The sequence below is a fragment of the Elizabethkingia bruuniana genome, assembly GCF_002024805.1.
Taxonomy (GTDB): Bacteria; Bacteroidota; Bacteroidia; order Flavobacteriales; family Weeksellaceae; genus Elizabethkingia; species Elizabethkingia bruuniana.
Map to the genome: position 1 here is coordinate 2,611,308 of NZ_CP014337.1, position 17,292 is coordinate 2,628,599.

Sequence of the window (17,292 nt, forward strand, 5' to 3'; positions counted from 1 at the left end):
CATTAAAATTTATAAGAAATCATTGCTCCGCCACGGAAAGGAATAAATTCACCACTCTTATTCCAAGCCTGTGCAGAATCATAACGTTGTCTCGGGTATTTATCTTTATACCATCCATGGTAAAAACTCTGGGATGTACCACCTCCTACATAAAAATCTATACTCCAACGATTGCTTAACTTCATCTGATAACCAACGGTAGCACCCAACATAAAGTTAAATCCTTTCTGATATCTATCATTTAGATCCCAATAATTCCATTTTTGCATATTATAGACTCCCATACCCGCATTAGCTCCTACATACCATTTTTCCATGGCTTTTGTAAAATAATAACGAGCTTCTACATGTCCCATATAAATCTGCAAGTGTCTTCCTGTAAAAGATTTCCAAGGAGAGATAAAAACATCAGCCTGACCAGTCCAGTGTTGATTAAAAGCGTGTTCGTATCCTACATTCAAAATCCCAAGAGGTGCAAAAAGCATATTTCCCTTTATCTGATTCTTATACTCCTGTGCACGCACCTCGCCAAGGGAAAGCATTAGGATAAAAACCGCTAATATTTTTTTCATAATTAAATTTTCGCTACGAAATTATCGATTTTAGATTTCGCCCACAAAAAAAGCTGCCCAAAAGCAGCTTTTTTAATATATTTTAATATATTTTAATATATCAGAAGCTTATTTCTTTAGGCTATCTAACAGCTTTTGAGTATCTCCAGCATCCTCACCGGATTTTTTTGCCAGCTCAACAGATTTTTCAGCCCACAATCTAGCATTCTTTTTGTCTCCAACTTTATTATAAAGATTAGCTAAAGTATCAGTATTAGCATAGCTTTCATCTTTCTTCACAGATTCCTGTGCCCAAAGGATTGCTGTCTGCAATGATTTTTTATCCTTAACATTCTCGAAGAAATTCCATGCAACAGAATTAAGTTCATTTGAATTAGCTTTAGAAAAATCTTTGTATTGCTCTAACGTTAGTTTCTCATAAGTAGCAAAATCCTTATTTTTCAGCGCATAGCTCGCTTTTACTCTTACCAGCATTTTTTCTGCCTGCTCTTTTCCAAAGACTTTTTCTGTTTCTGTAAGGAAATACTCTGTATTCAAAGTTTTAGTATCCGGATTGTATGCCTTTTTAACAATAGTATTCATTTTGATATTCTTATCTAATGCTTCATATTGCGCAGCCGGCACTATTTTTATGATCTCTTCTTTTTTGTTTTTGAAGATTTCATATCTTGGATCTTCAGTATTCATTAATCCGGTTAAAAGCAGCTGAATATCTTCTTGTGAAAAAGCTTTGTCTGACTTTACTTCAAAGTATTTTTTTGTCACTTTACCCGAAAAATTAGCATCTTCATAAATGGTCAACATCGCTAGATTCTTAAGAAAATCAGGATCCATATCTCCTTTTTCAAATCTCGCTTTTAGTGCACCGATATTTCTTTTTGGATCTTCTGCATCTTTAGCAAACTGAATGAATGGCTTTTCTTCAACATATCCCAATACACGGTGAACAATTTCTCCGTCTCCATTTATAAACAAATAAGTAGGATAAGCTCTTACATTATATTTCTTTGCCAATTCAACACCTTCACCCTTCTCCATATCCATCTTAGCATTCACAAAATGGCTGTTATAATAGTCACCAACAGACTGTAATGTGAAAATATTTTTTGCCATCAGCTTACATGGACCACACCAGCTGGCATAAGCATCCAGAAAAATAAGCTTATTTTCTTTTTTAGCCTTCGCCAATAGGCTGGAAAAATTTCCTTCGTCAAATTTTATTCCGGCCTGAGCAAAAGCCAGTAATCCTATAAACAGGAATAATGTAGAGATTAGTTTTTTCATTTTCAATATTTCTTTTAAACATTAGCAAATGTAATATACATCTCTGACATTATCCCCATCTGAAACTTAAAAATTAAACTATTGCAGCAAATTCTTTCTGCATTTCTTTCGCAGCATTAACCATTTCAATCAGTGCTTTTTCAGTTTCGTCCCAACCTCTGGTTTTTAAACCACAATCCGGATTTACCCAAAGCTGACTGGAAGGAATAACTTTGGCAGCCTTTTCCAGAAGTTTTACCATTTCTTCTTTCGATGGCACACGTGGTGCATGGATGTCGTAAACACCAGGTCCTATATCATTCGGATATTCAAAATCGGCAAATGCATCCAATAATTCCATCTGAGAGCGAGAGCACTCTATCGTAATTACATCTGCATCCATGTCTGCAATATGATTGATAATATCGTTAAATTCAGAATAGCACATGTGTGTATGAATCTGTGTATCATCTTTTACAGAAGAAGCCGAAATACGGAATGCCAAAACAGCCCATTTCAGATATACTGCTGCATCTTTCTTTCTCAGTGGCAATCCTTCTCTTATTGCAGGCTCGTCGATCTGAATAATTCTGATTCCTGCTTTTTCCAGATCCAAAACCTCATCACGAATAGCCAATGCAATCTGATTCGCAGTATCTTTACGTGATTGGTCGTTTCTAACAAAGCTCCATTGCAATATAGTTACCGGACCTGTAAGCATTCCTTTTACCCATTTGGAAGTTAAAGACTGTGCATACTGAGACCAGAATACCGTTAAAGGCTCCGGACGCGAAACATCACCATAAATTACCGGCGGCTTTACACAACGGCTTCCATAGCTTTGTACCCATCCGTTTTCTGTGAAAGCAAAACCTTTCAGCTGCTCCCCGAAATACTCCACCATGTCATTTCTTTCGAATTCTCCATGTACCAATACATCGATACCGATTTTCTCCTGACGTTGGATGGTATTTTTCGTTTCTTCTTTCAGCAAATCAGTATAACGTTCTGCAGATATTTCTCCCTTCTTAAACTGTGATCTCCAGCTTCTCACTTCTTTTGTCTGTGGAAAAGAACCAATAGTTGTAGTAGGGAATAAAGGCAGTTTTAATATTTCCTGCTGTTGTACTTTACGTTGCGTAAACGCAGACTGACGGGATACCGGTACAGCATCCAGTGCATCCATTTGCTGTTGCACTTTCGCATCATGAATCAGCGTCGAAATTCTTTTATTTTCTATAGCTTTTTTATTCTCCCCGAAAGCAACTAGACTTTCAGCAGAAGGATTTTCTGAAGACAGATCTCTTAGTAGTGCTACTTCTTTTATCTTCTGCTTGGCATAAGCCATCCATTGTTTTATTTCCGCTGGTAAGCTTTCTTCTTTTGTTTCCAGATCCAAATCATATGGCACGTGTAACAACGAACTGGACGGTGCAATCAGTATACGTTTCTCCCCTAGTTGCTCTTTTGCCTTTCTGATTAGTTGAAGTGAACTTTCAAAATCATTCTTCCAGATATTTCTTCCGTCCACAACCCCCAGAGAAAGTTTCAGATTCTCAGGTATAGCCGCCAGTATATTTTCTAACTGCTCAGGCTTTCTTATCAAATCCACATGCAATGTATCTACAGGTAAGGATAATGCTAAAGGCAGATTGTCTTCCAAGCCTTCAAAATAAGTAGTCAGGATAATTTTTAGGTTCGGAAGTTCTTTCTGAATTTTAGCATATACAGCAGTATAGGCTTCTTTTGCTTTATCTGTAAGATCCAGCGCTAAGAAAGGTTCATCGATTTGTATATATTCTGCTCCATGAGATTGTAAAGATTTCAGGATTTCCAGGTATACCGACAACAGATTATCAATGAGGTCCAATTTTTCAAAACCTTCTTCTTTTTCTTTCCCTAATAATAAATAAGAAACCGGTCCTAATATTACAGGCTTAGCATTTATTCCTATCTGCCTGGCACCTATAAACTCATTGATAATCTTGTTGGATAATAATTTAAAACTCTGTCCTTTACTGAACTCCGGCACAATATAATGATAGTTGGTATCAAACCATTTTGTCATCTCCATAGCTGTGATATCCAAGCCATCTTTCTGGTAACCACGTGCCATTGCAAAATAAAGATCCAGCTCGTTGTTTGCTTTATTCAGGATTACATCGTGGTAACGCTGCGGAATAGCTCCCAAGGTAAGCGTCATATCCAATACATGATCGTAAAACGAAAAATCGTTAACCGGAATAAAGTCTATACCTGCTTCCTGTTGTAATTTCAGATTTTCATTGATAATTCTGCGGCTTACATCCAGTAATTCTTTCTGAATAATCTTTCCGGACCAATACTGTTCACAGGCTTTTTTCAGCTCTCGCTTTTTCCCGATACGCGGGTAACCCAGGTTGTGTGTTTGCATTTTATTATATTTTATTAGTTATCTCCTGTATTTACAGCCAGACAACTCTCACACGCCTATAGGCCGTAAGCAGTAGTATAAGTCCATTGTCTGCGGATAATCCACAAACTAAAGTACTGTAAGACCACAACTCCAAATCGCGAGAGTAGTTGCCTGTTCAGAAATTGGCAGGTCTCCTGACTTATACCATTTTATCCTCCTTCCCGCATACACAGTGGATCGTGGATAAAACTTTGTAAGGTATTCACAGTTGCGCGACAGCTCATGATTTTCACATGATTCCCTTTTCATTTACTATTAAGTAAAACCAGTTTCTACAGATCTATTTTTATTTTTCACAAAGTTAGTTTAGCCAATTTATATTCCATAATAACAGGTTAAATTCAGCATAATAAATTACAAATAGTATTTATCCAGAATATTATTCTTTCAATGGTAAAATATTGTACCTTTAACCAAAAATTATTCTATGCTTCAACTGGATGATACCGATTTACGCCTGCTGAAAATCCTTCATAATGACTCGAAACTTACCGTAAAAGAATTGGCAGCACAGGTAAACCTGTCTCCTTCTCCGGTTTTTGAAAGAATCAGACGAATGGAGAAAGAAGGATATATCAAGAAGTATATTGCCATTTTGGACGCAGAGAAACTGAATCAAGGACTGATTGTTTTTTGCAATATCCGGTTAAAGCAGCATGACCGTAATATCGGCCATACTTTTGTCGATGATATTCACAATATTGATGAAGTGGTGGAATGTTATAATGTCTCCGGTGATTATGATTTTCTGCTAAAAGTTCATGCACGGGATATGAAGCATTATCAGGATTTTGTTTTCAACAAACTGGGGTCACTTACCAGTATCGGAAATACACATAGTACTTTTGTAATGGCTGAAGTAAAGAATACGTACGGCGTACAGCCTTTTGAAGGTAGAGCATTATAAGTTGTAACCTGGTTTATTTAACCACAAAGGCACAAAAGTAATGTTTGTATATCACAGTTTTCAGGGCACAAAGACTTCACGTGAAGGTAAAACTATTTCTACCATTTAGAAATTAAGAAAATTAAGTTCTCAACAGTCATTGCTAGGTGTTAGCAACTTTGCACTCCTTTAAAACAGTATAACAGGAAATAAAACCTCGCGTTTAGAAAAGTTTATAAACACAAAGGCACAAAAGTATTATTAACATACCACTGATTTTAGGATATCAAGGTTTTATCTAGAGGTAAAATTATTTTCACCATTTAGATATTAAGATAATCAGTAGCCTTGTCAAGGTTTAAAACCTTGACAAGGCCATAAAGAATAAAATATTGTGAAGCAATTCGTGTCTTAAAAATATAACATGCATAAACCTGTTTTGCGCCTTAGTGTTAAAAATAAATTCCTTGGCGAATTTGCGATTAATTCTAAACTATCTTAATTCCTTAAAGTTTAAAAAGAGATCTCGATACAAAATCATTCTCTGCTTCACTACTAATAATTTCACTCGAACTGACGACATGTACTTTCAAAATAGGTAATCCCATCACTTCGAGTGCGGAGCAAAGTGACGTGTATCGAGAAGTTGTTTAACTACAAGGGAGCAAAAGTATTGTTGGTATATCACTGCTTTTAGGACGCAAAGATTTCACCTGAAGGTAAAATTATTTTCATCATTTAGGCATTAAGATAATTATCAGCCTTGGCAAGGTTTAAATCCTTGCCAAGGCTATAAAGAATCAGATATTGCGAAGCAATTCGTGCCTTAGCCAACATTCAAAAAGTAAAAGTTATTTGTGCCTTAGTGTTAAATATAATTCCCAAACAGATTAAACACATTTACGCTTTTGCAACTAACAGTTATAACTTCATAACATCCATAACCTTTATAACCTTTTTATTAAAACAAAAAAGCCCCGGAAATCCAGGGCTCTTATAATATATTTGGTTGAATATTAACCTAAATAAGGGTATTTGTAGTCTTTTGCCGGAACAAAAGTCTCCTTAATACTTCTTGCAGATACCCAACGAAGAAGGTTCATTTTAGATCCTGCTTTATCGTTAGTACCAGAAGCACGGCTACCACCGAAAGGCTGCTGACCTACTACTGCTCCTGTTGGCTTATCGTTGATATAGAAGTTACCGGAAGCATTTTCTAATGCTTTGTAAGCTTCGTTGATTGCATAACGATCTTGAGAGAAGATAGAACCTGTTAATGCATATGGAGAAGTACTGTCTACTAACTGAAGTGTTTCAGCCCATTTCTTGTCTTCATATACATAAACTGTTAAGATTGGTCCGAAGATCTCTTGCTCGATACTTTCGTAGTGTGGGTTTGTTGTTTCGATAACAGTTGGGTGTACAAAGTAACCTTTCTTATCATCGCACTTACCACCGATAACTACCTCAGCATCTTTAGCTTTCTCAGCTCTGTCGATGTAACCTTTACACTTATCGAAAGAGTTTCTGTCGATTACTGCATTTACAAAGTTAGACGGATCTTCAGTAGTTCCTACTTTGATAGTCTTCATTTGTTTTTCCATTACCTTCTTCACATCTTTCCAGATAGATTTAGGAATGTAAGCTCTGGAAGCTGCAGAACATTTCTGTCCTTGATATTCGTAAGCACCACGTACTAACGCTGTAGCCAAAGCTTCAACATCAGCAGACGGGTGAGCCATTACAAAGTCTTTACCACCAGTTTCACCAACGATTCTTGGGTAAGATTTATAGTTATGGATATTGTCACCAATCATTTTCCACATTCCCTGGAATACTTTTGTAGAACCTGTGAAGTGAAGACCTGCAAAATCAGGGTGAGCCAATACTCTCTCAGCTGTTTCTTTGCCATCAGTGAAGATCATGTTGATTACACCATCCGGTACACCAGCTTCTTTGAATACTTCCATAATAACGTGTGCAGAGTAAGCCTGCTTATCAGATGGCTTCCATACCACAACGTTACCCATCAATGCCATACATGATGGTAAGTTAGCAGAAATAGCTGTAAAGTTAAACGGCGTTACTGCAAAACAGAAGCCTTCTAAAGGTCTGTATTCAGCTCTGTTCCAAATTCCTGCATCAGATATTGGCTGCTCAGCATAAAGCTCAGTCATAAACTCTACATTGAAACGCAAAAAGTCAATTAATTCACAAGCTGCATCAATTTCTGCCTGATGAACATTCTTAGACTGTCCGATCATTGTAGCTGCGTTGATTCTGTCTCTGTAAGGTCCGGCAATAAGATCTGCCGCCTTCAAGAAGATCGCTGCTCTTTGCTCCCATCCAAGGTCATTCCATTGTTTTTTAGCTGCTAATGCTACTTTAATAGCCTCATCAACATGCTTCATAGTTCCCTGGTGGTAAAAGCCTACAGTATGTTTGTGGTCGTGTGGTGGATGGATTGTTACTTTTTCTTTAGTCGTAACGTTTTTCCCACCGATAACCATTGGAATTTCCAGTTCTTCAGCATACATTTTTTTGTATGTAGCGATCAGGCTTTTCACTTCTTCAGAGCCTGGAGCGTAAGTTTTTACCGGTTCGTTTTGTGCAAAAGGCACTTGCGAAATTGCTTTTGACATAATTTTTTAGATTTATTCTCACAAATTTACGACATAAAAGCCACTTCTTAAAATATATCAGATAAAATATCTATTCCTACCTGCGGGGTAAAAACAAATAAAAAGTATATAATATGCAAATAGCTAAAGCATAATTCAAATAAAAATTTCCTCATAAAAAAAGGATATATTTATGTAGGTTCCAACTATGAAAACATTGCTTCGAAAACAGCTATAGCTCTTTATATTATGATTATTTTCACAACAATATTATCCTATTAAAAACAGCAAAAACTTTGTTTCATTATTTTTTTGATTTTCCTGTTTGTCCTTATCAATATTTTTTACTTTAGCGGATATATTATAAAACCAATTAAAATGAAAAAAAGCTTTATTATTCTATTTATTTTGATATCAACATTTAGTTTCTCTCAAAAATATATTGATGCATCAATAACCAAAAGTGACAATACTACAATTAACTCAAAAATAAAAATCTACACTAATATTTTCTATACAAAGCTTATAAACGAGGCCAGCTTTTACAGAGCATTACTACTTGTAGATGACAATGGAAAAAAAATTGAGAAAATTAAAGCCGAAAATGTAAAAGAGTTAAAATTCACAGATCTTGAGGGTAAAAACAGAATCTATGTCAATGATGGTAAAGCTTTAAAAGAAGTAATGTATGACGGAACTAAAATAAAATGGTATAGATCTATTTCACAAAACCTTTATGACTCTTCGATACAATATTTTGATTACCTAGTAGATGATAAGGGACAAATTTATAAAATGGGACTTTTTAATAATATTAAGAAAAAGCTTATTGAAGCAACAAAATCTAAACCCGAGCTAGCTGCAGAAATTGAAATCACTAAATTAACAAATGAAAGTATGTTTAATATTCTTCAGAAGTATGACCAGGAATAATATATATCATCTGTAAATAATTGATTAAAAGTAAGAATTGAATTACCATAGTAAACCACGATCTTATGAGAAATTCACATTCCAAAATAGTATAGAATCCCCTTCTAATTTCGTAACTTCACCCCGCAAAATTCAATCTTAGTTATGACTTCAAAAGAAAAAATTGCAGCATTGCGTAGCGCTATGCACAACAATAATATCGACGCTTTCATTGTCTATTCAGCAGACCCACATATGAGTGAATACTTACCTCAGGAATGGCAGGAAAGATCTTGGCTTTCAGGCTTTACAGGTTCCGCAGGTTTTGTGGTTATCACCAAAGACAAAGCCGGACTATGGACTGACGGAAGGTATTTTACACAAGCTCCTATTGAACTGGAAGGTTCGGGTATCGATTTATTCAAAGATGGTATCGAAGGAACTCCAAACTATATCGACTGGATTATTTCTGAAATCCCTGCAGGTGGTAAAGTAGCAGTAAATGCATTGGCTACTTCTCACAGCAACTGGGAGGCTCTTGATTCAAAATTCAGTGCTAAAAATATTACTCTAACAGATCTTCCTTTACTTAAAGAGATCTGGACAGATCGTGGCATTGCAGCAAAAAATCCAATCTATGTACATCCGGTAGAAAGAGCCGGACAGTCGGTTTCAGATAAAATTGCAACTATCCGCCAGAAGATGGAAGATCAGCATGCTGATGTACATATTATTTCCAGTCTGGATGATGTAGCATGGACATTGAACCTTAGAGGAAGTGACGTACAGTCTAATCCTGTATTCTTAGGTTATATTGTACTGTCTAAAAATGATGCTATCCTTTTCACTGATCTTGAAAAATTGGATACCGATGCCCGCAGGCAAATGGATGAGTCTGGAGTGAAGATGATGCCTTATGATGAATTTTTCAATCACCTGAGACAAATAAAACAACAAAATATACTTGTTTCACCAAACAGCAATCAGTCTGTTTTCGATACATTAAAGGATGCCAATACCTTCATCAAAACTGCTGTTCCGGGAAATCTGATGAAAGCTCAGAAAAATGAAGCTGAATTAAATGGTTTCCGTACCGTAATGGAAAGGGATGGTGTTGCTATGGTAAAATTTCTGTATTGGCTAACACATCAGGCAGGTAAAGAACCGATGAACGAATACAGCATTGGTGAAAAACTAAGAGGCTTCCGTGCAGAAGGTGCTAACTTTGTAGGTGAAAGTTTTGGCAGCATTATCGGTTATAAAGGTAATGGTGCCATTATCCACTACTCAGCAAAAGCTGAAGGTAGCAAGGAGGTAACCAATGACAGCAGTATCCTTGTAGATTCCGGCGGTCAGTACCTTGAAGGGACAACCGATATCACCCGTACTTTGGCATTAGGAGCTGTGACTGATGAGTTCAAGAAAGACTCAACATTGGTATTACAGGGCATGATCAGACTCTCTATGGTGAAGTTCCCGAAAGGAACCAGAGGTGTACAACTGGATGCCTTTGCAAGATTACCACTATGGATGGCTGGGAAAGATTACAATCACGGAACCGGACATGGTGTAGGAAGTTTTATGAATGTTCATGAGGGTCCTCAGAGTATTCGTAAAGACCTTAATCCACAAGAATTGCTTCCGGGAATGGTATTATCTAACGAACCCGGCTATTATGTAGTTAATCAGTATGGTATTCGTCATGAAAACCTTATTGCAGTAAGAGAGGCTGAAACAACAGAATGGAATACTTTCTATGAGTTTGAGACGTTAACTTTATGCCCATTCTTTAAGGATATTATTGTAAAGGAAATTCTTTCTGCAGATGAAATTCAGTGGCTGAACAGCTACCATAAAACTTGTGAAGAGAAACTTGCTCCTCATCTTGAAGAGGATGTTAAAAACTGGTTCTTGGAATTAGTAAGTCCGTTATAGTCAATAGAACTTTTCAACAATATTAAAATCTCGTAGCCTGGCTACGAGATTTTTTGTTTTGTCAATATCATAAAAGGGAACGATATCCATCACTTCGAGTACGAAACGAAGCGGCATGTATCGAGAAGTTATTTAACCACAAAGGCACAAAAATATTGTTGATATGCCACTGCTTTTAGGGCACAAAGATTTCACCTGAAGGTAAAATTATTTTCATCATTTAGGCATTATGTTCATGGCTAAGCGTTAGTGGCTTCGCATTCTTGTTTAAACTCGACATTTAAAAGCGCCTTCAGTTTTGCAGGCGAGTGTCAAAAGCTTGAAAAGCTCATTAAAAAATGATCATTGTTTGAGCATAGCGAGTTCTGAGCATTTTAGAGATTGAAAGCTAGTTTGACTGCCGAGAAACTAAGGCTTGATCTTTTGTAACTTTTGGATCAAGCCAAAAGTTTAAGAATACAATTAGAAAAACTAAAAATAATTCTATCATTTAGATATTAAGACAGTTAAGCTTTCAGTAATTATTACAGTTTTGCATTACTTTAAAACATTATAGCAAGAAAGAAAACTTTGCGATCTTTGCGATCCATATTTTAACGAAAATAACTCCACAATTCTTAACGCCTACATTTCCCTGGCCATAAGTTTTTGTAGTACACTGATGTGTATTACTTTAGTAATCTATGTAACTCTTCGCTGTATAAAAACCTATGTATCTATGTGGTTTATATATTCTACCACTTCGAGTGCGAAACTAAGTGGCGTGTATCGAGAAATTGATTAACCACAAAGGCACAAAAGTATCGTTGATATGCTACTGTTTACAGGACACAAAGATTTCGCCTAAAGGTAAAATTATTTTCATCATTTAGGCATTAAGGCAGTTAAGTTCATTGCTAAGCGTTAGTGGCTTCGCGTTCCTTAAAGCAGCATAACGGGCAAAAAAATCTTTGCATTTAGAAAAGTTTATAAACACAAAGGCACAAAAGTGATCTTGGCATAACACTGCTTTTAAGGCACAGGAAAATCAAAGATTTTCAGAGATTCAAAATGGATATCCCCTGAGTCATAACCGAAAATTTCACTAACCTATAAAATATTGCGAAGCAATTCGTGCCTTAAAAATATAACAAGCATAAACCTATTTTGTGCCTTCGTGTTAAAAATAAATTCCTTAATGTTAAAAAGGAATTCTCGATACAGAATTATTCTCCACTTCACTACTAATAATTTCACTCGAACTGACGATATGCATTTCCAAAATAAGCCATTTACAATACCAATGAAAAAAGCCGTAAATTTGCACTTATGAATAAAGAGACTATCTGTGCTTTAGCTACTGCCAACGGAATGGGTGCTATCGGGGTGATCCGGGTTTCCGGAGACGATTCTTTTCGTATTGTAAATACTGTATTTGAAGGTAAAAACCTGGAAAAGGCAACTTCTCATACCGTACATTATGGCTTTATAAAAGATGCAGATGAAGTAATCGACGAGGTAATGGTTGCGGTATTTCATGCTCCAAAAACTTTTACCACCGAAAACTCTGTGGAAATCTCTTTTCATGGTTCGCCACACATTGCCAAAAGAATACTGGAGGTGCTGATTAAAAACGGTGCCCGTATGGCAAAAGCCGGAGAATTTACGCTTCGTGCTTTTATGAATGGCAGAATCGACCTTTCACAGGCGGAATCTATTGCCGATCTTATCGCTTCTGAAAATGAAGCTTCCAGAAAAGTGGCTTTGAATCAGCTGAAAGGTGGTATCTCTCAGGAAATCTCTTTATTGCGTACAGACTTACTGAACTTCACTTCACTGATTGAACTGGAATTGGACTTTGCTGAGGAAGATGTAGAGTTTGCGGACAGAACTGCACTCAGCGGGCTGTTGAATAAAATAGAATATAAACTCAGTTCTCTTATCGAGAGTTTCCAATATGGAAATGCCATTAAAAATGGTACTGCCGTAGCTATTATCGGTAAACCCAATGCTGGAAAATCGACATTACTAAACGCATTACTAAAAGAAGAGCGCGCTATTGTCAGCAATATTGCCGGAACCACCCGTGATACGATTGAGGAAGTTTTACACATCAAAGGTCATGCTTTCCGACTAATTGATACGGCTGGTCTTCGTGAGACAATGGATGAGATTGAGGCGATTGGTGTACAAAAAGCTAAAGAAAAAGTAGCACAAGCAGAAGTACTGGTTTACCTTGCTGATGCGGCAACAGCTGATTTCTCTGAAGATTTCGAGATGTTGAGATCCCTGCTACGCGACAAACTGGAATTAATTATCTGCCTTACTAAAATAGACGAAGTTGTTCCTACACAGTTTGAGGCTATTGAAAATCTTTTCCGCAAAGAGATTAACCATCCTTTTGATTTTATAAAAATATCGGCACTGGAAAACCGCAATATTCAGGAGCTTAAAAATGAGTTATCCTCTTTTGTAGAGCAAATGAAATCCGAAGAAGGCAATGTAGTGATTACCAATCAACGTCACTTCGAAGCTCTACAAAGATCTCTGGATGCTGTTAATCGGGTAAAAGAAGCGGTTTCTTCACAGATTACTACCGAACTCCTCGCCTACGAACTCCGAAATGCTATAGAATACCTTGGTGAAATCTCCGGGGAATTTACAAACGACGAGGTACTGGGAAATATCTTTAGTAAGTTTTGTATCGGGAAGTAGTCTTTATTGGATAATATTTATTAAATCTATCGTTTATAGTAATTTTAGAAAATATGAAAGTGGCTTTCAGTCATTTTTTTTGTGTTTAATAGTAATCCATCCAAAAATAGATAGGCTATCTTCTAGAAAATATTGATGTATAGGAAAGAGTATTTCCAAATAAAATTTATTATCCAATTAGTCTGATCTCCTCTTTATAAAGAGGAGATTTTTAATTAAATTTGTAATAATACTTAGTTTCTATAAACCATGAAGAGAAATTTATTTTTGTTTTTTTTGAAGAGTAAAACAGCTGAAGTAGAAGTGAAAAATACTTTAGTTAGTTCACTTGCTCCTAAAATATTAACCAAAGAAGAAGATATTAAAAATATCCAGCCTTATTTGGATAAGCTTAAGGAAACCATAGAAACAGAAGGAATCAGTAATATCGCTTTAACAGGAGGATATGGTTCTGGGAAAAGTACAATTATAAAAACATTTCAGTCGCAAAATCAACAATATTCATTTTTGAATATATCATTAGCTTCATTTAATAAAAAAAATGAGGAAGATAAAGAAGACAAGTCTATTTTACAAAGTGAAAAAAAGAGACAAAAAGAAGAATTAGAAAGACTATTAGAAGTAAGCATATTACAACAAATATTCTATCATGTTAAACCACAACAAATTCCAGAATCTCGATTTAAAAGAATCGACAATATTTCGGGTTTGAGAATATTTGGAATCTCTATGGGATTTGTTTTATGGGTAGTTTCTACAATTTTACTTTTGAAATATAATTACTTAGATAGAATTAATCCAGCTAATTGGAGTACAAAGGAAAGTTTTGATTGGTGGAGTTTACCAATTTTTTTGATTTCACTTAGTGGTTTAGGAATATTATCTAAACTCGTTATTAATTTATTTAGTAATTCAAAAATTAATAAAGTAAATATTAAAGGAGAATTAGAGTTGGGTGATAATATTAACAAATCTGTTTTCAATGAACATTTAGAAGAGATTTTATACTTTTTTGAACGTACTAAATACGATGTTGTAATAATTGAAGATTTAGATAGATTTGATAGTACAGATATATTTACAAAACTAAGAGAAATCAATATATTACTCAATAATTCATTATTAATAAACAGGGAAATTAACTTTGTTTACGCGGTTGGAGATGATTTATTTAAGGATAGAAAAGAGAGAGTTAAATTTTTTGAATATATAATTCCTGTAATACCATTTATTAATTCTTCAAATGCCGATGAACAGCTAAGTTTACTAATAAAAGAATCAGGATTAGAACAAAATATTTTCACAAAAGAGTTTACATCGGATATTACAACCTTTATTGATGATATTGATATGAGGTTATTAACAAACATTTTCCAAGAATTTGTAATCTACCGAAAAACTTTAAAACCAGAATTTATCAAAAAAAATGATGAATTATTCGCAATGGTTACTTACAAAAACCTATATCCAACTGATTTTACTGAACTTGGTAAGAAGAAAGGTAAACTATATGAATTGATAAACAATAAGAAAGATTATATTAAAAACATTATTACTAAAATAGATGAAAAAATTAAGGATAAAAATGTTGAAGTAGAAAATATTAAGAAAGAAACAATAACAGATATTGAGGAATTAAAAAGTATATATTTTCAGAAAATATTATCAAAAATCCCTACAAATGCATTGATTAACCAAACTATTATTAACAATGATTTTGAAGAATTAATTACAAAACAAAAATTGAGTTATAAATACCAGAATAGAAATTATGGTGATTTATTTGATAATGAGTTTGATTTTAAATTTTCTGAAATTGAAAACGAAATTAATCCCGAATTTACATATGAAGAAAGAGTTGGATTAATTGAATCAAAAAAGAATGATAATGTCAATTCATTAAAGAATGAAATAGATAAGTTAAAAACTAAAAAATCACAAATACAGAATTGGGATTTAAAGCAAATATTTATTGAAGTTGATATTGATCAATATTTAGATAGATTTTCAGATGGAAAACTATTAAGAAGTTTAATTTTAGAAGGATATATTAATGAAAATTATAATGATTATATATCATTATTTTATGAAGGTTCTCTTACTAAAAATGATAAAAAATTTGAACAAAATGTTAAAAGTAGATTTAATTCAGAATTTAATTACAAATTAGCAAATATTGATAATTTGCTAAAAGAAAAACATTTAGCAGAATTAAAGTATTTTGAAAGAGAAGCAATATTAAATTTTGACTTATTAGATTATTTAGGAAAAAATTACAACAAATATTCCATCAAATATGATTTAGTAATTAAATTATTGAGTAATAAAAAAGAACGTTCAATACAGTTTATTGATGATTATATTAAAAATGAAGATAGGCCATTAGAAATATTTTTTGAAAAATTAGTAGAAAATTGGAAAGATTTTTGGGAATATATTGTGGAAGAATCTTTTTATGATAGAAATAAAATAGATCAATATTTGAGATTAATGATTACTTATACCAATGTCGAAACTATACTAAATAATCAGAGTAAAAAATTTTTAAATGAAATGATTGAAACTAATCCACATTTTTTATCATTAGTTAAAGATGATAATGGAAAAAATTATTATAATAAGATTACAAATCTTTTGAAAGGGTTAGATACTAAGTTTGAATCATTGGATAACCCCAATGAAGAAACTGAATTTTTTTTTGAATATGTTTATATTAATAATCACTACAAAATAAATAAAGGTAATGTTTTACAAATGTTATATATATTTAAGAAAACGATTAAAGTAACTAATAAGTTTGAAGAGGAAGAGGAAGAGGAAGAGGATGACTTTGATTATAAAAATTATACAACCATACTAAAATCAGATCGTAATCAATTGATTGAATATATTAATTCTAATATTACAAAGTATGTTAATGATGTATATTTAAATTTAGAAAACAATAAGTTTGAAGAAGAGAATAATTTCATTAAACTACTTAATGACATTAATTTAAGCAGTAAATCTAAAGTTAATTTAATTCAAAAAGTTGAAACAAAAATTTCGGATTTATTGGATATTGACGATACTAAAATTAAAACACAGTTACTTATACATAAAAGAGTAATTCCTAATTGGAGCAATGTAATTGAATACTATACACTATTAGAAAAAAAAATAACAGATATTCTTATAAATTTTCTAAATTCAGAAGATGTTTATTCTAAATTGTTAAAAGAAAAATTGTTAAAAGAAAATAAAGACTTTGAAATTAGTTTAATCAAATGCAATGAACTTTCAGTTGAAAGTTATAACAGTTTATTAAATAGTACTTATTATAATTGGAATAGTATTGATTTTGATAATCTCAATGTTGAAAAAGCACTTATTTTGTTAAATAAAAAACTTAATACTACTAAATCAAATTATGATTTACTAAGAGAACATTTTCCAAACAATCACATTATATTAATTGAAAAGGATTTTAAAAAATTTATTGAAAATATAAGTGAATTTGAAACGGATGAAAATGACGTTTTATTATTGTTGAAATCTAATAAAATTAGTTTGGAAAATAAATTCTATTACATTACTAAATTGGATGAAAGTACAATAACACTCAATAAAGAAACTTCTAAATTAGTAGGGGAAATTATTTTACAGAAATCAAAAATCATTGAATTAAGTATTGACACTTTAAAACATATAGTTGTTAATTTATTGAGAGAAGAGAAAAGAATACTACTAATTAATTTATATTTTGAAAAAATAACAAATGATGATATTATCGACTTATTGAAGAGTATATGGAATTATGACAATTTATTTAAGAATCGTAAACCAACATTTGATAAAACTGAATATAATAGAATTCTTTTGGAAAGGTTAAAAGCTAAAGGTTTAATTAAGAACTATTATGATAACAAGTGGAATGATAAGGAATTTAGAGTAACGACTAATTATTGAGGAGAT

9 protein-coding genes and 1 riboswitch are annotated in these 17,292 nt (G+C 33.4%); of the genes, 5 read left to right on the plus strand and 4 right to left on the minus strand.

The window, feature by feature from the left end; translation table 11 throughout:
• Positions 1-2: 2 nt before the first annotated feature.
• The 3 genes from AYC65_RS12120 to metE form a co-directional block, all read right to left on the minus strand.
• The gene (locus AYC65_RS12120; protein WP_034865992.1) at positions 3-572 is read right to left on the minus strand and encodes a DUF3575 domain-containing protein; all 570 of its coding nucleotides are present in this window, start codon (positions 570-572) and stop codon (positions 3-5) included.
• A 108-nt stretch (positions 573-680) separates the two neighbouring features.
• Positions 681-1,856 (minus strand): thioredoxin family protein, encoded by a 1,176-nt coding sequence (locus tag AYC65_RS12125; RefSeq protein ID WP_034865990.1) that lies wholly within the window; start codon positions 1,854-1,856, stop codon positions 681-683.
• A gap of 73 nt (positions 1,857-1,929) precedes the next feature.
• Positions 1,930-4,248, minus strand: coding sequence for a 5-methyltetrahydropteroyltriglutamate--homocysteine S-methyltransferase (gene metE, locus AYC65_RS12130; RefSeq protein WP_034865987.1), 2,319 nt, complete (start codon positions 4,246-4,248; stop codon positions 1,930-1,932).
• A 149-nt stretch (positions 4,249-4,397) separates the two neighbouring features.
• Positions 4,398-4,575, minus strand: a riboswitch (cobalamin riboswitch).
• A gap of 142 nt (positions 4,576-4,717) precedes the next feature.
• Between metE and AYC65_RS12135 the strand changes: the two genes are divergently transcribed.
• Positions 4,718-5,197 (plus strand): Lrp/AsnC family transcriptional regulator, encoded by a 480-nt coding sequence (locus AYC65_RS12135; protein ID WP_034865985.1) that lies wholly within the window; start codon positions 4,718-4,720, stop codon positions 5,195-5,197.
• 995 nt (positions 5,198-6,192) lie between these two features.
• Here the strand turns inward: AYC65_RS12135 and pruA are convergent.
• The gene (gene pruA / locus AYC65_RS12140; RefSeq protein WP_034865983.1) at positions 6,193-7,818 is read right to left on the minus strand and encodes an L-glutamate gamma-semialdehyde dehydrogenase; all 1,626 of its coding nucleotides are present in this window, start codon (positions 7,816-7,818) and stop codon (positions 6,193-6,195) included.
• A 357-nt stretch (positions 7,819-8,175) separates the two neighbouring features.
• Between pruA and AYC65_RS12145 the strand changes: the two genes are divergently transcribed.
• The 4 genes from AYC65_RS12145 (at position 8,176) to AYC65_RS12160 (ending at position 17,286) form a co-directional block, all read left to right on the plus strand.
• Entirely contained in the window at positions 8,176-8,730 is a 555-nt protein-coding gene (locus AYC65_RS12145; protein ID WP_034866114.1) for a hypothetical protein, read from the plus strand.
• A gap of 144 nt (positions 8,731-8,874) precedes the next feature.
• On the plus strand, positions 8,875-10,644 hold the full coding sequence (locus tag AYC65_RS12150) for an aminopeptidase P family protein (RefSeq protein ID WP_034865980.1): 1,770 nt from the start codon (positions 8,875-8,877) through the stop codon (positions 10,642-10,644).
• A gap of 1,308 nt (positions 10,645-11,952) precedes the next feature.
• On the plus strand, positions 11,953-13,338 hold the full coding sequence (mnmE, locus tag AYC65_RS12155) for a tRNA uridine-5-carboxymethylaminomethyl(34) synthesis GTPase MnmE (RefSeq protein ID WP_034865977.1): 1,386 nt from the start codon (positions 11,953-11,955) through the stop codon (positions 13,336-13,338).
• A 249-nt stretch (positions 13,339-13,587) separates the two neighbouring features.
• On the plus strand, positions 13,588-17,286 hold the full coding sequence (locus AYC65_RS12160) for a YobI family P-loop NTPase (RefSeq protein ID WP_059333897.1): 3,699 nt from the start codon (positions 13,588-13,590) through the stop codon (positions 17,284-17,286).
• Positions 17,287-17,292: the final 6 nt, after the last annotated feature.